The sequence below is a fragment of the Hoeflea algicola genome, assembly GCF_026619415.1.
Classification (GTDB): domain Bacteria; phylum Pseudomonadota; class Alphaproteobacteria; order Rhizobiales; family Rhizobiaceae; genus Hoeflea; species Hoeflea algicola.
This window is the reverse complement of record NZ_JAOVZR010000001.1, coordinates 4,098,073-4,117,971: the sequence shown is the minus strand read 5'-3', so window position 1 is coordinate 4,117,971 and position 19,899 is coordinate 4,098,073. Positions and strand designations below refer to the sequence as shown.

The 19,899-nt window shown below is 59.5% G+C and carries 19 protein-coding genes and 3 pseudogenes; all 22 read right to left on the bottom strand.

Going from position 1 to position 19,899, the window contains the following annotated elements:
* Positions 1 to 27: 27 nt before the first annotated feature.
* Positions 28 to 1,287 (bottom strand): flagellar hook protein FlgE, encoded by a 1,260-nt coding sequence (locus OEG84_RS20090; RefSeq protein ID WP_267655378.1) that lies wholly within the window; start codon positions 1,285 to 1,287, stop codon positions 28 to 30.
* Between the two features lie 119 nt (positions 1,288 to 1,406).
* Positions 1,407 to 2,078, bottom strand: a complete 672-nt coding sequence (locus OEG84_RS20085) for a response regulator transcription factor (RefSeq protein WP_267655377.1) — start codon at positions 2,076 to 2,078, stop codon at positions 1,407 to 1,409.
* A 282-nt stretch (positions 2,079 to 2,360) separates the two neighbouring features.
* Positions 2,361 to 2,924 carry a transglycosylase SLT domain-containing protein gene (locus OEG84_RS20080; protein ID WP_425602928.1) on the bottom strand — a complete coding sequence of 188 codons (564 nt, stop codon included), beginning with the start codon at positions 2,922 to 2,924 and terminating at the stop codon, positions 2,361 to 2,363.
* The gene (fliK, locus tag OEG84_RS20075) at positions 2,881 to 4,365 is read right to left on the bottom strand and encodes a flagellar hook-length control protein FliK (RefSeq protein WP_267655376.1); all 1,485 of its coding nucleotides are present in this window, start codon (positions 4,363 to 4,365) and stop codon (positions 2,881 to 2,883) included. The genes OEG84_RS20080 and fliK overlap by 44 nt, the downstream gene beginning before the upstream one ends.
* Positions 4,362 to 5,822 (bottom strand): chemotaxis protein, encoded by a 1,461-nt coding sequence (locus OEG84_RS20070; protein ID WP_267655375.1) that lies wholly within the window; start codon positions 5,820 to 5,822, stop codon positions 4,362 to 4,364. The genes fliK and OEG84_RS20070 overlap by 4 nt, the downstream gene beginning before the upstream one ends.
* A gap of 3 nt (positions 5,823 to 5,825) precedes the next feature.
* Positions 5,826 to 7,082, bottom strand: coding sequence for a MotB family protein (locus OEG84_RS20065; RefSeq protein WP_267655374.1), 1,257 nt, complete (start codon positions 7,080 to 7,082; stop codon positions 5,826 to 5,828).
* Positions 7,079 to 7,699, bottom strand: coding sequence for a hypothetical protein (locus tag OEG84_RS20060; RefSeq protein WP_267655373.1), 621 nt, complete (start codon positions 7,697 to 7,699; stop codon positions 7,079 to 7,081). The genes OEG84_RS20065 and OEG84_RS20060 overlap by 4 nt, the downstream gene beginning before the upstream one ends.
* Positions 7,700 to 8,002: 303 nt before the next feature.
* Positions 8,003 to 8,980 carry a flagellin N-terminal helical domain-containing protein gene (locus OEG84_RS20055; protein ID WP_267655372.1) on the bottom strand — a complete coding sequence of 326 codons (978 nt, stop codon included), beginning with the start codon at positions 8,978 to 8,980 and terminating at the stop codon, positions 8,003 to 8,005.
* 295 nt (positions 8,981 to 9,275) lie between these two features.
* The gene (locus OEG84_RS20050) at positions 9,276 to 10,250 is read right to left on the bottom strand and encodes a flagellin N-terminal helical domain-containing protein (protein WP_267655371.1); all 975 of its coding nucleotides are present in this window, start codon (positions 10,248 to 10,250) and stop codon (positions 9,276 to 9,278) included.
* A gap of 262 nt (positions 10,251 to 10,512) precedes the next feature.
* Positions 10,513 to 11,487, bottom strand: a complete 975-nt coding sequence (locus OEG84_RS20045; RefSeq protein ID WP_267655370.1) for a flagellin N-terminal helical domain-containing protein — start codon at positions 11,485 to 11,487, stop codon at positions 10,513 to 10,515.
* A gap of 223 nt (positions 11,488 to 11,710) precedes the next feature.
* On the bottom strand, positions 11,711 to 12,448 hold the full coding sequence (fliP, locus tag OEG84_RS20040) for a flagellar type III secretion system pore protein FliP (protein ID WP_267655369.1): 738 nt from the start codon (positions 12,446 to 12,448) through the stop codon (positions 11,711 to 11,713).
* Positions 12,445 to 12,952, bottom strand: a pseudogene (locus OEG84_RS20035) (flagellar basal body-associated FliL family protein). Before OEG84_RS20035 ends, fliP begins: the two are co-directional and overlap by 4 nt.
* A gap of 11 nt (positions 12,953 to 12,963) precedes the next feature.
* Positions 12,964 to 13,668, bottom strand: a complete 705-nt coding sequence (flgH, locus tag OEG84_RS20030; RefSeq protein WP_267655368.1) for a flagellar basal body L-ring protein FlgH — start codon at positions 13,666 to 13,668, stop codon at positions 12,964 to 12,966.
* The gene (locus OEG84_RS20025; RefSeq protein ID WP_267655367.1) at positions 13,665 to 14,189 is read right to left on the bottom strand and encodes a MotE family protein; all 525 of its coding nucleotides are present in this window, start codon (positions 14,187 to 14,189) and stop codon (positions 13,665 to 13,667) included. Before OEG84_RS20025 ends, flgH begins: the two co-directional genes overlap by 4 nt.
* Positions 14,186 to 15,223 (bottom strand): annotated as a pseudogene (locus tag OEG84_RS20020) (flagellar basal body P-ring protein FlgI); the annotation flags it as partial. The gene OEG84_RS20025 and the pseudogene OEG84_RS20020, both read right to left, overlap by 4 nt.
* A gap of 140 nt (positions 15,224 to 15,363) precedes the next feature.
* Positions 15,364 to 15,846 (bottom strand): flagellar basal body P-ring formation chaperone FlgA, encoded by a 483-nt coding sequence (gene flgA, locus OEG84_RS20015; protein ID WP_267655366.1) that lies wholly within the window; start codon positions 15,844 to 15,846, stop codon positions 15,364 to 15,366.
* Between the two features lie 18 nt (positions 15,847 to 15,864).
* A pseudogene (gene flgG, locus OEG84_RS20010) lies at positions 15,865 to 16,654 on the bottom strand (flagellar basal-body rod protein FlgG).
* A gap of 11 nt (positions 16,655 to 16,665) precedes the next feature.
* Positions 16,666 to 17,001 (bottom strand): flagellar hook-basal body complex protein FliE, encoded by a 336-nt coding sequence (gene fliE, locus OEG84_RS20005; RefSeq protein ID WP_267655365.1) that lies wholly within the window; start codon positions 16,999 to 17,001, stop codon positions 16,666 to 16,668.
* Positions 16,998 to 17,414, bottom strand: a complete 417-nt coding sequence (gene flgC, locus OEG84_RS20000) for a flagellar basal body rod protein FlgC (RefSeq protein WP_267655364.1) — start codon at positions 17,412 to 17,414, stop codon at positions 16,998 to 17,000. Before flgC ends, fliE begins: the two co-directional genes overlap by 4 nt.
* 5 nt (positions 17,415 to 17,419) lie before the next feature.
* Positions 17,420 to 17,797 (bottom strand): flagellar basal body rod protein FlgB, encoded by a 378-nt coding sequence (gene flgB / locus OEG84_RS19995; RefSeq protein ID WP_267655363.1) that lies wholly within the window; start codon positions 17,795 to 17,797, stop codon positions 17,420 to 17,422.
* Positions 17,798 to 17,920: 123 nt separating this feature from the next.
* A complete protein-coding gene (locus OEG84_RS19990; RefSeq protein ID WP_267655362.1) occupies positions 17,921 to 18,481 on the bottom strand; it encodes a flagellar protein in 561 nt (186 codons plus the stop codon).
* A complete protein-coding gene (fliI, locus tag OEG84_RS19985; protein WP_425602876.1) occupies positions 18,478 to 19,857 on the bottom strand; it encodes a flagellar protein export ATPase FliI in 1,380 nt (459 codons plus the stop codon). The genes OEG84_RS19990 and fliI overlap by 4 nt, the downstream gene beginning before the upstream one ends.
* Between the last annotated feature and the right edge of the window lie 42 nt (positions 19,858 to 19,899).

Here is a 19,899-nt window from a genome sequence, read left to right as displayed (position 1 = left end):
ACTCTTTTCACCTCCGGAACCAGTTATCTATCGCTTCAGGTTGACAAGCACGTCCATGAGGTCGGAGCCTGTCTGAAACACTTTGGAGTTAGCCGTATAGCTTCGCTGGGACGTGATCATATTGGTCAGTTCTTCGGCGATATCGACGTTTGAACTTTCGAGCGCACTGGAGACGATTGAACCAAAGGCGCCAGAGCCTGCAAAGCCGGTGGTGATGACACCTGAATCCACGCCCTGGGCATAGACATTGCCCGCAACGGGACGCAATTGATCGGGGCTCTGGACATCGGCCAGCGCGATGCGGAACAGCGGCTCCAGCTTGCCGTCTTCGTATTGAGCGAAGAGCGTGCCGTCCTTGGAAACCTCAACCCGCGCAACCGGGCTGGGCGAGTTGCCATCCACATTGGCGTTGCGAACGGTGAACTTGTAGCTGAGCTGACTCATTTCGGAGAGATCAACGGTCAGCGCTGCACCGCCCGGCACTGCCAGCGAGATGTCAGTCGCGCTGCCGCCGTCCAGTTCACCTGTGGTCGGATCAAACTGCAATGTCGTGGTTGCCAGCGCCGCGGAGGCATAGGGGAACGCCGTGTTCGGCGACGCATCAGCACGGTTGTAAACTGCGACTTCCCAGTCATTGGCAGCAGTCTTGGTGTAATAGAAGTCGAGCAGAACTTCACCACCGAGACTGTCATAGACCACCAGAGAGCTCTTCGAGGTGTATTCGGCATTGGCGGCATTGGTCGACGGCAGCGAACCTGCCGCGACGGCCGTTGCGCTTTCATCGAGATTGGCAGCAAATACACCAGTCGTCGACGGAGTGGCGCTGAGGTTTCCCGAACCGACATTGATCGGTGACAGGCCATCGAAGCCGTTGACAACAGGCGCCGGTTCGCCGGCGGTGTAGTCGTAGCCCATCAGCATGTAGCCAGCGGCGTTGACGAGATTGCCGTCGCCATTGACGACGAATGACCCGGCCCTGGTCAGGTAGGGAATGCCGCTGGGATCGTTGACGATGAAAAATCCGTCGCCGTCCAGCGCCAGATCTGTTCCCGAAGTGGTAAATTCCAGAGCACCCTGCTCGGAAATCGCATAGCGCACATCTGTGGTCACGCCACCGGAATTGTATGCGCCGTTCCCACTTGGCAGGATCAGCGAAGAAAATTCGGTCGAGGCTTTCTTGTAGCCCGTGGTGTTGGAGTTGGCGATGTTGTCGGCAACAGTGCCGAGCCGGTTCGCCTGAGCGTTCATTCCGGAAGCGCCGGTGCGCATCATACCATAAAGGCTCATCGCGTAATCCCTCGTTGCATACGGTAGTCCAGACTAACCGACGGGGCTTGCGTGAACCTGATTCCACACGTTGCTTGCGGTGGCGTCCGGCAGGCTTGACCCGGACGGACGCCGGCAGGTCATTTCCAGTCGATCAGATAACCAAGAAACCGCTTGGAATCGATCGGGTCGAAACCAAGCCGCTTGCGCAGTTTTTTGCGCAGCTTGGAAATGTGGCTTTCGACCACGTTCTCTTCGACGTCTTCATCGAAGATCCCGTAGATCGCATTGAATATCTGTTGTTTTGTTACCCGGCGGCCACGGTTGGCCACGAGGTATTCGAGAATTCGGCGCTCCCGGCGAGGCAGCGCAAAAGTGCGGTTCTCGATTTCCGGATCGCGACCATCGGAAAAGACCCGGATGGTGCCGATTTCCATGTGCGTGCTGATCGCCTTCAGCCGGCGGCGAATTGCTGCCGCCCGGGCCAGGATTTCACGCGGATGAACCGGCTTGCGCACCACATCATCTACACCGCTGTCAAAGAACGCGAGAGTAGATTCAAGCGAAGGCGTATCGCTTACCGCGATTACCGGCGCTTGCGACCGGTCACGGATCGCCCGCGGCAGATCCATCGTCTGCGCCCCGAATCCGATCAGGAAGGCCTCGACCGCATCGAGATCGGAATCCGCTGCGGTGTGCACCCATTCGCCAAATTCTACTGAATCAAAACTTGCCGACGGCACTCCCTCACGCCCGAATAGGGAAGTGTAGCCGTCTTTAACCAATTGCCTGTCATCAACCACTACGATCATTCGTCCGCCTCCGAATCAGTTGTGGTGCTTCGTCGTAACAGGAGTACGAATCTGCTGATTCAAGGTAAACTATGAATAGCGCATGGTTTGTTTTAAGAGTTGATTAACCATGTTTCGCGCTGATTTGGCCATATTTAGCGCCAAGCTTGTGGATAGACACAATTTTTTCGGGGAAAAGTTAACAAAAGGTTAATTTTTCGCTTGCAGCGTTAACCTTTGCCCCAATCTTGCCGTCTTGCCGAAAACACACCATAAGTTCGCCATATTCTCTTTATGGTTGCATTAATCACAGAATTTTCTGGCTGCCGCGGTCCAGGCACCGTGCCCGGTGGCGACAAGGTTCGAGATCACCCGACAGACATATCGTTTCTGTGCGGGGTCATTGTCGGGGCCGGCATGATAGCGCGCCACGGCCATGGTCCAGGTTTCGTGACGCGCATGCAGACGGGCGAGGAACCGCGCTGCATACTCGACATTGGCGTGCGGATCGAGCATGGCGTCCACCGACGGGAATTCAGCTCCGTGATAGCGGTAGTTGATCTGCATGCAACCGAGATCGATCAATCGCTTGCCTTCGGCCCGGGCGTGCTTGAATTCCCGGATAGCTTCTTTGCGGCTTTTGGCGAAAACGGTTCGGCCCTCGATATTCAAGGCGTAGGGATAGAGCGATCCCTTGCGCCCGGTTTCGGTTAACCCGACAGAATGAAGTATACCCGCCGGCACACCATAGGTCCGCGCCGCACTCAGGATTTCCGCCTCGCACGCCCCGGCCGCAGCCAGCGCGGTTGCAGGCGCGAGACTGCTAGAGATAAACGCCGTCAGCGCGACCAGCGCCAGAACCGACATAGGAGTTTTGATCACGACCTTGTCCTCCATTCTGGCTATTTCCCTGTTGTCCCGCACCCTGGCCACCGGACTGCTTGCCAGAGGCCTGAGCATCTGCCGAACCGGATCCCGATGAACCAGGCTGGAAGCCCGGTTGCGGCGCCTGGGCTGCGGTGCGATCCGGCCCGGGGACATGCTGGATGGTAATCTGCTCGACTCCGTAACCTTGCGAGCGCAGAGATTTGAGGATCGCCCGGTTGTCGTCTGAAAGCTGACGATAGGCCTCGATGGTTTCGACCTTGATGTCGACGGAAAGTTCTTCACCCGAGAGCTTGAGAACAGCGGTGACGCTGCCCAGCGAGAGCGGGTTGAGCTGCAACTTCAATGTATGCAGCATCTGGCCCGGCTGAGGCTGTCCGGGAACGGACGCGGGTTGCGCTGGCCCGGCCCGCTGTGCCGCAAACAACGGCTGACCGGCATCGATCAGCGAGCGGCTGAGCATTTGCCCGTTGGCGCTGAGCGGATGCAACGCCATGAACCGGCGCGATTCAAGCACTTCTACATTGCGGGGATTGGCGTCGAGCTTTGCCTCAGTTGTGCGGTCGGATTTTGCCGACCGTTGGTCGGCAGCAGCAAACCGGCCACCAGCTTCGGACTTGTTCTCATCAGGCTTGATCACCGATGTTGCAGTATTGAGGCCCAATGCGCGCAGAGCTTCCTTTTCCTCGGTCGACACCTTGGTGCTGTCCTGGGTGGTGCGGGCGGGAGCGTTCTTCGCCGACACCGGTTCGCCGGTTCGCAGGCTTGCCACCAATTCGGCCATTTCGCCGGTTTGCTTGGTCTGACGGGTGGGCACGGCCGGATCAGCGGATGCAACCGGAATCTGGCTGGCCTGGGCGGCAACCTGATTTGTCAGGACCTCGGTGTCTTCAATGTCAATTTCAGTATCGGTATTGGCTTCGATACCGGCGGTGATTTCGGGGCCGGCCTTAGTGTTGGTATCAGCCGTGTTGGCGGCATCGGCCCTGGTGATGGCCGTGCTGGCAATGTTGGTGTCCTGTACTGCCGCCTCGACGGCGTCGGCTTCGGGCTGGAGGTCATCGACACCCAGTTTCGCGTCATCGGAAAAGGCAGCGCTGGACATCAGGCTGTCGAGCAAGGCCAGCATGTCATCGGATTGGGCCGGCTCGCCAGCAGGCTCGCGCGGTGGATTCCGGTCGACAAGCTGCGGACCGGCGGTTGCCGCCTCCGCCTGCTCTGCCCCATTTGCCGGCACACCGGCTTCTCCCCCGACCCGAGGGCGACCTGTATCGCTTGCTGCACCTCGTTCTTCACCGGACAGAACCGCCGAAAAAGGCTGTTCGCCTGATTGCCCGCCCGCAGTGTCGCCGCCAAGCTGGCCCATCCGTCCCGTCGGCCTGGCTGGCACCGGCCGCTGACCTACCAAATCCAACGCGCTCAAGACCCTGCTTCCTCTTCTACTCCCTCGAGCAGCTTGTCGATGCGCTCGAGTGTGTCCTTACGATCGGATACATATCCGTCGAAAACTTCGTCTGCAGTGATTGCCGCCGCGTTCATTGCGGCCGACGCACCGGCTGTTGCCTCGGAATCCCCTGCAGGTTGTCGACGATCATCGCCCTCAACCGCATTGGGTGAATTCACCATGGGCGAGAATGCTTGCGTGAGGCTGTTGGGGTCGGGTTTGGCTACCACTTCGCTGGCGATCATCCGTGCCGCCTCGCGCAGTGCCCGATCACGACGGGACAATTGTCTCTCCGGCACAGCCTCGATCCCGGCCAGCACAGCGCCGACACCGTCAGTAGGAATTTTGGCCATGCCGGAATACAAATCCGCCAACGCCTGCGGCGCCTTGTCCGACGGATCAAGCAGCGCTTCGGCTTTTTCGGAGGCGAAAACCGCGAGATCGCGCAATCCGGAGATCACCGCCTTGCGGGCGATCCGCAGATAGACCTCACGTTTACGCGGTCGATCCATGAACGTAAGGATCTGACCAAGGCGGTCATCCCCAACCTTGCCGTAATTGAGCACCACGAGATCGACCAGCAGATCGGCATATTGGCCGGCATAGGGTGAGTTGATGAACCGGCGGGCATAGAGCTGGGCATATTTGAGCGCTTCGTCGACAAGGTTCTTGCGCGCGGCAATGAACAGCGAGCGCCGCAGTGCTGCCTCCTCGACCAGAGTTCCGGGAGCGGTGAGCCTCGCCCAGTCGAACATTTCAAGCGCCGAGATATCATTCATCGCCGCCGTGACATTGGCCGCAACGAGAGTCAGATAGGGCCCGAGTTCGGTGTCTCGGTAAAGTTTGACCACCTCACCGATCTCGGCATTGGTGGCGCGGCCGTTGAGATAGGCGCGGAGCACGGTCGTGATCTCGTTGTCAAAATTGCCGAATTTGTCCTTCATCGCCAGAATTTCCAGCGTTTCGGGATTGCCGCCACTCATCGCATATATCAGCGCTGCGTCGACGTTGCGGGGATCATCGAAGACCTTCTGATCGGCCTTGCGCAAGCGACTGTCGATCACGCCCAGAAGAAAGCGTTGCATTTCCATTGCGGAATGGTCACCGCGGACGACAGCATCCTGAACGAATTGCAATGACCGCAACAGCTTGTATGGCTCCAGCCCATCCATTTCGCCGGACATTGTAAAGTCGGATGCCGGATCACCGGCAGCAGGCTCCGCTGCTTGTGCCGCGACCACCGGATGTTCGGCGTCACCATCGGCCTGGTGAGCGGAAGTAGCGGAATCGCCGGCACCGTGATCCTGACCAGGTTCAACGGCGCTGTGCTCGGTCTGCGCCTGCGGCGCCGCCTGCTCCTCGGCACATGCCCCAAACGCAAACAACGCCGCGGTAACGGCGAAGCTTACACGGGTCGGAGTCCGCCAGCGCGTCACCGGTCAGGTCTCCCCTGCCTGGACAAGGATTTCGATGCGGCGGTTGACTTCGGAATAGGGGTTTTCCGGATCTTTCAGCCGCCGGTCGGCAAAGCCCGAAACCTGGACAACACGTTCTTCTGGCACGCCACCGCGAACCAGCATGAAGAACGCGGAATGAGCACGCGCCATTGACAGCCGCCAGTTGTCATCATTTCCCGACGAAAATGGCCGCGCATCGGTATGGCCGCGAATGGCGATGGCGCCGCTGCGCTTGGACAGCAGTTCTCCGATTTTCTCCATGGCGACCACGAGATCGCGTTCAGGCACCGCCGACCCAACCTTGAACATTCCGAAATCGAGCTGGTCGGTGATCGAGACCAGCAGGCCACCCTCGGTAGGCGTAACCGTGAGACCTTCGGCCAGTTTGCCGACGCTGCCGCCGAGCGCCTGGCGAATTTCCTGCTTGAGTTCTTCGGCCTGGGCGATCTGCTTGGCCGAGGCTGCGCCGGAGCCACCCTCGCCTGCGGTATTTGCGGACTGGCTTCCATTGGGACCGGCATCCGGGCTGCCATCGCTCGCGCCGTCCTGACTGGCATCGATGCGCAGTCCCTGCGCATCAATGGCGTCCTGCGGGGCGTTGTTCTCCACAAACCCCTCGGCGCGAACCATCGACTGGCTCTCTTCAAGCGCGGTGCGTTCCTGTTCAATGTTCTTGGACCAGAAGTCCGGATCGAACGGATCACGATAGGCCTCGCCACCCGACGCGCCCGACGCCGGTCCGGAGTCTGACGCGCCGCCATCGCCCTTGGCGGAAATATTGGTCTGGGTTCCGGTTTCCTGGGCGATTTCAGCCAACACCGAATAGGGGTTCTCGAAATAGTCGGCTTCCGAGTATTGCTGTTCTTCACCAGCCGTGGCGTTTTCCTGAGAGCCGGCCTCGCCATTCTCGCCATTGGACGTTTCGTCGCCGTCGGACTTGGATTTGGGGGCGGTGGCTTTGCCCTCGGCATTGTTGCCAATCTGCTGGACACCCCGATCTGCCGGCTTGTCATCCATCAACTTGATCGGGTTGAAATAGCTGGCGACCGACGCCTTGGTCTCTTCATTGGCTGCATTGACCAGCCACATGACCAGGAAAAACGCCATCATCGCCGTCATGAAGTCGGCATAGGCGATCTTCCAGACCCCGCCATGGTGGCCTTCCTCATCACCACCGGCACGGCGTTTGACGATGATGATCTCGTTCTTGCCCTGGTGGGTGGTAGAGGTATCGGTCATGCGAGGCTCTCCGCGAGGGTCTTGCTCCATTCGCGGATACGGCTGGCAAACCGGGTCCTGTCGACTTCCACGTCAAAGTCGATGCCGTCGGTCTGGCGCATGACAACCCTGTCGGCATCGGCGCCGAGGGCTTCACGCAGCGATTCGATCATGCCTTCAGGACCGGAGACGCTGATCTGGCCGGCATTGTCCAAGTCAAGCGCGGCACGGATCTCGCCAGCAAGGCCGGCAAGCATGTGGGAACGGACCGCCTGATCGAGCAACGGCGCCAGGATGTCGGCGACATCGCCAGCAATCAATTCGGCGATGTCGGCGCTTCGTGCGGCAATTGCCTGTGGAATCGTTTCAGCAGCCATCGCCTCGAGTTCGGCCCGGAGAACCTCAAGTTCCAACGCATGACGAGTAGCCTCGGCTTCGCGCTCGGCGGCATGGCTCCGGGCCAGCTCGGCACGCGCAGCGGCTTCACCCTCTGCCCTTGCCTCATTCCGAATGGCCTCAAGGTCAATCCTCGATTCACCGGAATCGCCCGCCGGTGCAGAGTTCTGTGTCGGAGCATGGAATGAACGGATGCCGGACAATTCGAAATCCGGCAGGAAACTGGCAAGGCTGGCCGTCATGATCGTCTCCGAAACAGGGCGGTTGCTGGCGTTTGCCGGATCAATTTCGTTCCCTTCAGAAAGTGCTGGCGCGGTCGGTGCGATGCAATCGACGCGTCCCGCGCCCGGTAAGACCTAGAGAGCAAAACTTGCGTGAACATGATCTTTTGTCCGCGCTTTGCCTTTGACCCGACCGAAACCGCAAATAGCCGCTGGACCGCGCCAAGGGCAATTTGGCGCGGTCCAGCTGATCCACCATGACCGATGACCGGCGGCACGGCAGAATTTGATCACGCGGCGCGCCCAATCAGGAGCGGGCCAAACCTACTGCTGGAAGAGCGATAGTATGTTTTGCGAATTCGTGTTGGCGATGGAGAGCGATTGAATGCCCAGCTGTTGCTGCGTCTGCAACGCCTTCAACCGGGTCGATTCCTCGTTCATGTCTGCGTCAACGAGACGCCCCACGCCCTTGTCGATCGAATCTATCAGATTAGCGACAAAATCTTCCTGCATGTCGACCCGCTTGGAGATCGCGCCGAGATTGGAAGCGGCGTCAGTCATCTGGGACAGGATCGAGTCAACCACCCTGATCATGTCGTCAACCTGCGCGTCGGTCGTTCCGGCTGTCAACGTAATCGCAGTACCCGAGGAAGCGGTACCGGTGGTCGAGCCGGTATCGATCAGGAAGTAGTCACGCGGAGCGGTGCCGGTCGCATCAGGATCAAGTGCGTTGGCGTCGATATCCATGGTCAGGATACCGAGACTTTCGTTGGCTGAACCGACCAGCGTCAAACTGGTGACACTGATGTCGAGCGTGGTGATGGAAACAAACCCGTTGACATCGCGGTTGAACCCGCCAACGACCGATTTGGTGCCGGCGGCGGTGAGGCTTGTGTTGTGGAGCCAGTTTTCGCCGGAGAACGAAGCCGATTCCGAGATCGAGGAAAGCTGGTTCTTGAGTTCCGTGAGTTCCTTGTCGATCTTGGTCTTGTCGACACCAGGTTCGCGCGCCGCCACCAGTTTGGCTTTGATTTCCGAGACCACGTCGATGGAGCTGTTCATTGCCGTATAGGCGATGTCAACCTTGGCAGCGCCGAGGCCGAGTGCATCCTTGACGGTGGAAAGCGCCTTGTTGTCGGACCGCATGGTTGTTGCGATCGACCAGTAGGCGGCATTGTCGCCGGCCGTTTCAACGCGGTATCCCGAAGAAACCCGTGCCTGTGTCGTTTCCATTTCGGAATTGATTGTCCGAAGAGTCTGCAAAGCCGCCATTGCGGCTGTATTGGTCATAATGCTGGTCATATAAAATGCCCCCTAATGTTGCCCAGGGACATACCGGCCATGATTCCGGTGACGGTGAATGTGCATCATGCAGACCGGAGCTGTCATTGCCCATGCGCTCCGGTTCACCGTTGGTAACTAAGGAGTAAATGTTTATGGTTAACGAGGAGTTAACTCAAGCCCCCACGACAACCGGAAATGAAGAATTTGATAATTAGTCGCCATAAACGCGAAAAAGGCCGCTTCGTTTCCGAAGCGGCCTTCTGAATTCCGGCTCGATGCGACCGCCCTGGGGCGGTCGCAGCCTGAAACGCTCTTAACGGAAGAGCTGCAGGATGTTTTCCGAGTTGGAGTTGGCAATCGACAGCGACTGAATGCCGAGCTGCTGCTGTGTCTGCAGAGCCTTCAGGCGGGTCGATTCCTCGTTCATGTCCGCGTCGACAAGTCGTCCGATACCACTGTCGATGGAGTCCATCAGGTTGGCAACGAAATCTTCCTGCATCGATACGCGCTTGTTGACGGCACCGAGGTTCGAAGCAGCGTCCGTCATCTGGGTCAACATCGAGTCAACAACTCGGATCATATCGTCAACCTGCGCGTCGGACGTGCCGGATGTCAGTGCAATCGCGGTACCCGAAGAAGCGGTACCATTCGTGGAGCCCGTGTCGATCAGGAAATAGTCACGAGTTGCGGTACCGGTGGCATCGGGGTCCAGCGCGTTGGCGTCGATGTCCTTGGTAAGAATACCAAGGCTTTCATTGTCGGCGCCGATCAGAGTAGTCGAACTGGTGTCGACTTCGAGCGTTGTGATGGACACCTTGCCGCTTGCATCGCGGGTGAAGCCGCCAACGATTTCCTTGGTGCCGGCAGCAGTCGTGGTGGTGTTGTTGAGCCAGTTTTCACCGGAGAACGAAGCCGATTCGGAAATAGAAACTAGCTGGTTCTTCAGCTCGGTCAGTTCCTTGTCGATCTTGGTCTTGTCGACACCAGGCTCGCGGGCTGCAACCAGCTTGGCCTTGATTTCGGAGACCACGTCGATCGCCGAGTTCATGCCGGTATAGGCAACGTCAACCTTGGCAGCGCCGAGGCCGAGAGCGTCCTGGACGGTCGACAGTGCCTTGTTGTCCGAACGCATGGTAGTGGCGATCGACCAGTAAGCCGCGTTGTCCGCAGCAGTTTCAACACGGTAACCGGACGAAATGCGGTTCTGCGTCGTTTCCATGTCGCTGTTGATCGAACGGAGGGTTTGCAGAGCAGACATGGCTGCGGAGTTAGTCATAATGCTTGTCATGGAGGTGTCCCTTTTGACATAAAAAACTTGGGACATGCCGGGCTTGGATTACCGGCAACGATGGCAAGGCATCATGCCCGTCGTTACCGCGTATTCCCGGCTAACGACCCACCATTTCTTGACCCCAAAATGCCGAACTATGGTTACGGAACACTTAATCCTCGAGCGGTCTGATCAAATCTGTTTCAAAAATGCAAAACGCCGGGAATTGCTCCCCGGCGTTTCGTAATGATCAACTCTTATTGCGAGTTTGCTGCTTTCCTTAACGGAACAGCGACAACACGTTCTGCGAGTTGGAGTTGGCAATCGACAGGGCCTGAATGCCGAGCTGCTGCTGTGTCTGCAGAGCCTTCAGGCGGGTCGATTCCTCGTTCATGTCCGCGTCGACAAGTCGTCCGACACCCTTGTCGATGGAGTCCATCAGGTTCGACACGAAATCGTCCTGCATCGAGATACGCTTGTTGACGGCACCGAGGTTCGAAGCGGCGTCCGTCATCTGGGTCAACATCGAGTCGACAACTCGGATCATATCGTCAACCTGCGCGTCGGACGTGCCGGATGTCAGTGCAATCGCGGTACCCGAAGAAGCGGTACCACCGGTGGAGCCGGTATCGATCAGGAAGTAGTCACGCGTTGCGGTACCGGTGGCATCCGGGTCCAGCGCGTTCGCATCAATATCCTTGGTGAGGATACCGAGGCTTTCGTTGCCGGCGCCGATCAGCGTGGTCGAACTGGTGTCAACACCCAACGTGGTCAGCGTCACCAGACCAGCGGAGTCACGGTTGAAACCGGCGACGATTTCCTTGCTGCCGGATGCAGTGGCGGTGGTGTTGTTAAGCCAATTTTCACCGGAGAACGAGGCCGATTCGGAAACCGAAACCAGCTGGTTCTTCAGCTCGGTCAGTTCCTTGTCGATCTTGGTCTTGTCAACGCCGGGCTCGCGGGCTGCAACCAGCTTGGCCTTGATTTCGGAGACCACGTCGATCGCCGAGTTCATGCCGGTATAGGCAACGTCAACCTTGGCAGCGCCGAGGCCGAGAGCGTCCTGGACGGTCGACAGAGCCTTGTTGTCCGAACGCATGGTGGTAGCGATCGACCAGTAAGCCGCGTTGTCGGCAGCGGATTCAACCCGGTAACCCGACGAAATGCGGTTCTGGGTGTTTTCCATGTCGTTGTTGATCGAACGGAGTGTCTGCAGAGCAGACATGGCTGCGGAGTTAGTCATGATGCTTGTCATGGGATTGTCCCTTGTTATTACGCAATACTGAAGAGGGACATACCGGATTCATTGTTTTACCGGTCGCGGCGTTTCGGCATCATGCCTGTTGGAACCCATTTGTTTGTCGAAGGGGTTCCTACCCGTCGCGTTGACAGAACAATGCCATTCCGGGCTTTCGATTTGATTAATCGAGAGCCCAAATTGCAGAACAATTGTATAGGGTTAACCAGTAATTAACGGCTCAGGAGAAAGACCTGACAAGGCTGCCGACGAGAAGGTTCCAGCCATCAATGAGGACAAAGAACAGGATCTTGAACGGCAATGAGATCGCCGTTGGCGGCAACATCATCATGCCCATAGACATGGTGATGGTGGCCACCACCAGATCAATCACCAGGAATGGCAGAACGACAAGAAAGCCAATCTCGAAGCCACGCCGGATTTCGGAAATCATGAAGGCCGGGACCATCACCCGCATGTCGATCTTGCCGGCGGTTTCGGTGGTCTGGCCGCGTTCGGTGGCGATATCGACAAACAACGCAAGATCTTTGGGACGAGTATTGACCAGCATGAACTCGCGGAACGGATCGGCAATCAGCGCGATTGCCTCTTCCTCCGTGATCTGGTTTTCAAGCAGAGGCGATACGCCGGTGTCCCAGGCGCGGTCGAAGGTTGGAGCCATGACGTAGAATGTCATGAACAGTGCAAGGCTGACCAGGATCATATTGGCCGGGGTGGTAGCCAGCCCCATGCCGGAGCGCAGGATCGCAAAGGCGATGATGAAACGCGGAAAGCTGGTCACCATGATCAGAATACCCGGCGCCACCGAGAGCACGGTGAGCAGGCCGAAGGTACGGATGATCCAGCTTGCGACAGAACCGTCCACCGGCACCTGCAGCAGGCTCGGGTCCAGCGCCTGGGCATGTGCCGCCGTTGCAAACGCCATCATGGCCGCAAAGGCTGAGATCCGTCGAATCATTCGATCACAAAAGTCCTGAACAATAGGTCGTTGACGCGGCCTTCCGACCGCAACTTCACGCGCTCACGCAAGTCATCGCGCAAATACTGAAACCCCCGCGGCCCTTCAATCTGCTGAAGCGACACGGTGCGCAAATAGGACAGGATGTCCTGATGGATCTGATCGGCGAGCTCGGCATCCGCATTCCCGGAAAAGACGAGCGACACTTCGATCTCGAATCCAGTTTTCAGAAGGGTATGACAGGTTTGTGGTGATCGGCTCCAACGGAAACACGTTATCCCGGGGTTTGTTTTCGGCTGCTTCCCCGGTTTTGCCGGCTTCGCCCTCGTGACCAGCCGCATCGGCGGGCTCGTCTTCGGTGGCCACCTGCGGGGCGAGAACGCCGCCCAGCACCCAGCCGCCAGCGCCGGCGACAAGACTGAGCACGAGCACAATGGCGACGGTGACGATCAGTCCCGACTTCTTCTTGCCCTGCCCTTCACCCTGGTCTTCGCTGTCAGCCATGCCTGCGCCCGTCAGATCGGTGAATAGATGTCGACGAGCTGCTGACCGACCGGCGGTTGCTGCACTTCCGTCAAGCGACCGCGACCACCATAGGAAACCCGCGCCTCGGCGATCTTGTCGTAAGCCACCGTGTTGTTGTGGTCGACGTCGAGCGGCCTGACGATGCCAGCGACATTGAGAATGCGCAGTTCGTGATTGACCCGGACTTCCTGGCTGCCGCTGATCACCAGATTGCCGTTGGGCAGAATACCAGTGACGACCGCGGCGATGCGCAGCTTGAGCTGCTCGGAGCGTGCGGTGTTGCCCTGGCCCTTGGTCGAGGTATTGGAGCCGAAGCCGACATCGCCAGCACCGACCGCGCCAACGGCGGGAATATTGACGCTGGCATTGATGCCGCTGGCATTGGTGCGACTACGATCGGTGGCGTTGTCGAAATTGGCCTTGTCGTTGATTTCGAGATCAACGGTGAGAATGTCGCCGATGCTGACGGCACGCGCGTCCTGGAACAGCTTGGCGCTGCGGTCATCCCAGAGCGAAAAGCTGTTGGTGCGCTGCGCCGGCTGTTTGGGATAGGCCGCCATCTGCGGGGTTTCGCCATAGGTCAGGCCCGATCCGACAGGGCTCATCGATGGCGCCCTGCCGATTTCCTGGAAGGTTTGCGACCCGCATCCGCTCAATGAGAGGGCGATGACGGTTAAGGCGATGGCCCTGCTCATGATGGGTCCTCGGGAAGGTCGGGCGCCGCGGCGCTGGCGATGATGCCGGTCAGGCCGGCGGCCTTTGTCGAATCCATCTCGTTGAGGATTGCGCTCGCAAGCCGGGGGCTGAGTTTCATGACGATCGCCGCGGCAATCTCGGGCCGGACAATTTCGAGCTGCTCGGCTGCCGCATCAGGGCGCATGTTCTTGTAGATATTGACAAGCTGGGATTCGGCCACGCGCATGAATTCCTCACGCTTCTGAAGCCAGTCACGATACTGTACAGACCGTTCGTCAAGCCGCTTGATGCGCTCGTCGACACCGGCCTGGAGCTCTTCGAGTTCCTGCTTTTGAAGGATATAGCGCTGATCGCGCGCGGCATCGGCAATATTGCCGCAAAACTGACGGATCTCGTCCTGCATCGACGGCGGCGCCTGTTGCGCCAGTGCACCGGGAGCCAGCAGCGCCAGCGCCAGAACGGCGGCCGGGCCGAGGCCGGAACCCGACCGTCGACGGATGATCTGCGGGATCATGCTCATTGAAGCACCAATTCGGCATGAAGCGCGCCAGCGGACTTGATCCCCTGCAGAATGGCGATGATGCCATCGGGCTTGACGCCGATCGAATTGAGGCCAGCCACCAGGGTACGCAGGTCAGGACCGTCGATGATGGCCACCTGACCGCCGTCGACGCCGGCGGTAATGTCGGTCAGCGGCTCAACTGCAGTCACGCCGCGTGAAAACGGCGACGGCTGCACCACCGTCGGAGTTTCCTTGATCTGCACCGTCAGGGTGCCATGGCTGACGGCAACCTTGGAAACGCGGACGTCGTTGCCGATAACAATGGTTCCGGTGCGTTCATTGATAACCACACGTGCCGGTGTGTCGGTTTCCACGATCAGGCCTTCAAGCTCGGCCATCAGGCGCGCGAGGTCTGCCTGCTTGGGCTTGCGCACGGCCACCGTGGTGGAATCACGTGCTTCGGCAATGGCGCTGCCATAGCGGGTTTCGGAATAGGCGTTGATCACATCCGCCATGCCGACAGCGGTGGAAAAATCCGGGTTGCGCAACTGATAGACAAGACCGCCGACGCTTTTGAAAGTGGCCGGGATTTCACGTTCGATGATGGCGCCGCCCGGAAGACGTCCGGCTGTCGCCACACCTTGCTGCAGAGTTGCCGCGTCACCGGCGGCGGAAAGCGCCGAGACGATGACGGAGCCCTGGGCGACGGCATAGATCTGACCATCGGCGCCGGACATCGAGGTCATTACCAGCGTGCCGCCACGCAACGAGGTTGCATCGCCGAGCGAGGAAACAGTGACATCGATCCGCGAACCAATGGATGCGAAGGGCGGCAGGTTAGCAGTGACGATCACGGCTGCGACATTGTTGGCGCGCGAGGCGCCACCCTCTGTCGAAATGCCGAGATTTTGCAGCATGGCGCGCAGCGATTGCTCGGTGAAGGGCGAATTGCGCAGGCCGTCGCCAGTTCCCGGCAATCCGACCACCAGGCCGTAACCGATCAGCTGATTGTCGCGGGCCGCCTGCAGTGACGCGATGTCCTTGATCCGAGAAGCCGCACCGGCGCGCTGCACGAAACCGAAATCAATGCCGGAACCAGCATCCGGGACCGTGTCTGAATCGGGTCCGGGACCGGACCCGGTCAACACCAGAATCGCAGCCCAGACACCGATGAATTTTGCAAGATGGCGAATCATTTCGGCGCCACCCGAACGCTTCCGTCAGCCATCACAGTGCCGGAGATCACAACGCCGGTTTCGATGTTGCGGGCCTGAATGAAATCACCGATGACGGCGTTTTGCAGCGGGGTGCCGACGGCGGTGATGATCATGCCGTTGCCGTCAAAGATCAAAGGCACCGTGGAGCCGCGCTCGACCGCCCAGGCATCGCGCAAGGCCGCAACCGGGATTGTGTGGCCCGGCAGCAACGTGCGGGTGGTGACCTTGCCAAGAACCTCACTGGTGATGGCAACATACCCGCCACGCAGATTGGGGTTGGTGACGTTGACTTCGCGTACCAGATCGGCGCTGAGTTCCTCGCCCGGATAGATGGTCCGGTGCGGCACGACGGCAGTCCGCGGGCCGGCCTGAACAGGCCCCATGGCGCCAAGCACGCACGCGACTGCGATGGCTCCGCGAAGGAGCAGTGGCAACTGCGATGTGGGGCGAAACGTCATGTTTTGCCTGGTCCTTTGTTACCGGAGGTTCTTGGAAACCACAGACGCCATTTCATCGGCCGCCTGAATGATCTTGGAATTCATTTCATAGGCGCGCTGGGCCGAAATCAGGTCGGTGATTTCCTTGACCGGATCAACGTTGGAGCCTTCGAGATAACCCTGCTGAATGTGGGCGTAGCCCGGATCATCGGGAACGCCGACAATCGCCGGACCCGAAGCGGGTGTTTCGCGGAAGAGATTGTCGCCCATTGGCTCGAGGCCTGCCTCGTTGACGAAATTGGCAAGCGTCAACTGGCCCAGATCCTGCATTTCGGCGTCGTTGCCGATCTCGCGCGAAGACCTGACCGGTGCGGGAGATGATAACTTCGCTGGCGTCTTCGGGGAAGGTGACGCCGGGCACAACACGGTAACCATCGATGGTGACGAGTTCGCCCTCTGCGTTGGTGTTGAAGGCGCCGGCGCGGGTGTAATTGGTTCCACCGTCGGCGCTTTCGATCTGGAACCAGCCGCGGCCGACCAAGGCAAGATCGAGCTTGTTGCTGGTGCCGATCAAGCTGCCCTGAATATGCAGGTTGCGCACCGCCGAGGTTTGAACGCCAAGGCCGATATGCGCGCCCTCGGGCACGATCGCCTGATTGGAGGCGTTGGGTACGCCCTGGTTGCGCTCGACCTGATAGAGCAGATCGGCGAATTCGGCGCGGGCGCGCTTGAAACCCGTCGTGTTGATGTTCGCCACGTTGTTGGCGATCACTTCAAGATTGAGTTGCTGCGCGTTCATGCCTGTGGCGGCGATGGCCAATGCCTTCATGGCGGAATTCCTCAGATTTGCATACGGGCGATTTCGAGATAGGCCGTTACCAGCTTGTCGCGAATGGCGATGGCGGTTTGCAGTGACTGTTCGGCCTTCATGATGGAATCGACGACATCACGCGTGGCAGCTTCGCCACGAACCGCAGCGAATGATTGCCCTTCGGCAACCTTCAGGTTGGAAACCACACCTTCGCCGAGCGACTGCATCACATCGGCGAATGAATTGGAGGTTGGAACGCCGGACGTCGCCGGCATCTGCGGCATCGTCGCCGCGCTGGCGAGTTCGGTGTCTGCACCGCCCGACAACCGTGACAGCGCACCGCTGGCTGCAATCATGTCAATCATTGGTTCCTCAGCAGTTCGAGCGTCATCGAGACCAGTTCACGGGTCTGCTTGATGGTTTGAAGATTGGCTTCGTAAGACCTGTTGGCCTCGCGCATGTCGGCCAATTCCACCAGCACGTTGACATTGGGCAGCTTGACCATGCCCTTGTCGTCGGCGGCGGGATTTCCCGGATCGTACTCGATCGAGAAATCCGATGGGTCGACGTCGAGCTTGGAGACCTTGGCCTTGGATGCGCCGAGCGAGCGGTCGAGTTCCCAGGAAAAACTGATGGTCTTGCGCCGATAGGCGTCAGCGCCGGGGGTATCACCGGTGGACTGAGCGTTGGCAAGGTTTTCGGACAGGACGCGCATCCGGGTTTCCTGGACATTGAGACCAGAAGACGCGATGCGCGAAGCGAGTGACAGCGGATCCATCTAGTTCAGCGCCTTACCGTTAACAGCATCATTCTATTGAACGCCTTCACCATCCCGGTGTTAAGTTCATAAAGGCGCTTGATTTCGGCGGTCTTGCTCAGCTCGTCAGGCAAGTTGACTGAGTTGCCCGATGGCAAAACGTCAATTTCATCTGATTTGCCACTGCGCACCGCGCCACGCATCGGATCTTCCCGGAAATGACCTGGTTGGGTCGCGGCCATCCGCGTCCCGGTTTCCTGCAACACCGCATCGAAAGCCGCGACTTCCCGCGACGCATAGCCGGGCGTATTGACGTTGGCGATATTGCCCGCGACGACACTCTGGCGCACCGTGAGCCAGTGCGCTTGCTTGGAGGTCAGTTCGAAAAGCTGGATCGGTTGCATGGCGTATCTCCGTCCTGTGCAGTTCGGAAACTATGCGGTCAATCTTGTGCGTGCCTTACGAATTCTGCGGTGAGGCGGATCGGATTGTTACAACCGCCGGCGTGGCGCCGGAATGGCAGCGCGTCAGCGCTGAATGACTTCACCGTTGGAGGTCACGATCACCCATCTCCCCTCACGCTGTTCGAGCGTGGCGAGGCGGGAGTTGTCGGGCAGGACCGAACCTATACGGACAATATACATGCCCGATTTGTCCTCGATCAGGGCACGGCCGTTGGCAACATGGAGCAGGCGGTATTTCGGCCTGCCCGGGAAGGTCTGGTTTGGGTCGGGCTCGGCATCAAGCGACGCGCTGCGGGCGCCATCTTCGGGATTGGGAACCGTTGCGGTGATAATCGGGTCGAACGCGGACCTCTCGGTGGAACCGTCCTTTTCATCCGGAATGGCAAGCGGCGACACATTGACCACACTGCGGCCCACCGTCTCCGGCAGATCGCGTGTATCGGCGTATCCCATCGGAGCTATGCCGAAGCTCTCTTGATTGAAGAACACATACCAGGGAAAAAACGCTGCCGCGGTGGCGAGCAGGAAACCAACGATCGACAGGGCGCGGTCGCCGGTGCGTTTCCGGGCCGGTTTGCGTTGTGGGGTTTCGTCTTCGATCTCGATACTGTCGATCTCGCTCACGGTCTGGTCCTTTCACTGGCGGGCGCTGTCGTCGGAATTCCAGCCGCGGCCTTCATTGCCTCGGCGAGTTCGGCGAAGGCATCGGCACTCGGCGGTTGTTCGGGCGTCTGTCTGAGGGTTTCATAAATCACCGGAGCCTGCTTGATGGCCATGTCCAGCTCGGCATCGGAGCCAGCCCGGTAGCCGCCGATGAGCCGCAGATCGCGGGTTTCCTCATAGCGGTGGATCAGCGCCTTGAGACGCATGACCAGTTTTTCCTCGTCGCCGCGCCAGGCCTTGCGGGCAAGTCGCGAGATCGACGTCAGCGGATTGACCGGCGGGTAGCGGCCTTCATCGGCAAGCGCCCGATCCAGAACCAGGTGGCCGTCGAGAATGCCGCGCGCGGAATCAGCTACGGGGTCATTGTGGTTATCGCCATCGACAAGGATGGAGGCGATCGCGGTGATTGCACCTGCCCCCACGGGTCCCGGCCCGGCACGCTCCAGTAAACCCGGCAAGGCAGTGAAGACCGAGGCGGGATAACCGCGCGCCACCGGCGGCTCACCTGCTGCCATTCCGATTTCGCGCAGCGCGTGCGCAAAACGGGTCAGGCTGTCAACGATCAGCAGGACGTTTTCGCCGCGATCACGGAAATGTTCGGCGACGGCCATTGCGGTCTGCGGCGCCAGTTTGCGCAGCATCGGACTTTCGTCGCTGGTGGCCACCACCGCGACTGTCTTGGCCATGTTTGGGCCCAGCGTGTCCTCGATGAATTCGCGGACCTCACGGCCGCGTTCGCCGACCAGCGCGACGACGGCCCGGTCAAAATCGGCGGCCTTGGCGAACATCGACAGCAGCGTCGACTTGCCGACCCCGGACCCTGCAAAGATACCCAGACGCTGGCCCTGGCAAATCGGCGTAAACACATCGACCACCCGAACGCCGGTGCGCAGCGGCTTGGTGACTCGCTGGCGCAACATAGAAGCTGGCGGTGGTCCGGTGACGGTGCGCGAAACTGCACCCTGCCGCAAAGGCCCGAGACCATCGACAGGTTCGCCCAGTGCGCTGATGGTGCGTCCGCACCAGCTGGCATCGGGTGACAAGCGAAATGCGCCGCGGCGCCAGACGGTCTCGCCGATGCTGGCTTGCGAAGCGCCATCAACCGGGCAGGCTATCAGCTCCTCCGGCCCCAGGCTGACCACCTCGGCCAGCTTGACCCCATCAGTCCTGCGAAAGCCGACGAAATCTCCGATTCTGACATGCCGCGACAACCCGGCGATGACGCATCGACCCGGCGCCACCGCCGTGACGGTGCCGGTGACATCATGCCCGCCTTCCGGCCTGACAAATTCCCGCACACCTTCGGCGAGCCTCGCCAGCCCCTCGCGGCCGCTCACAAGCCCGCACCGACGGTGAAAACGTTACGGTGATCAATCCGA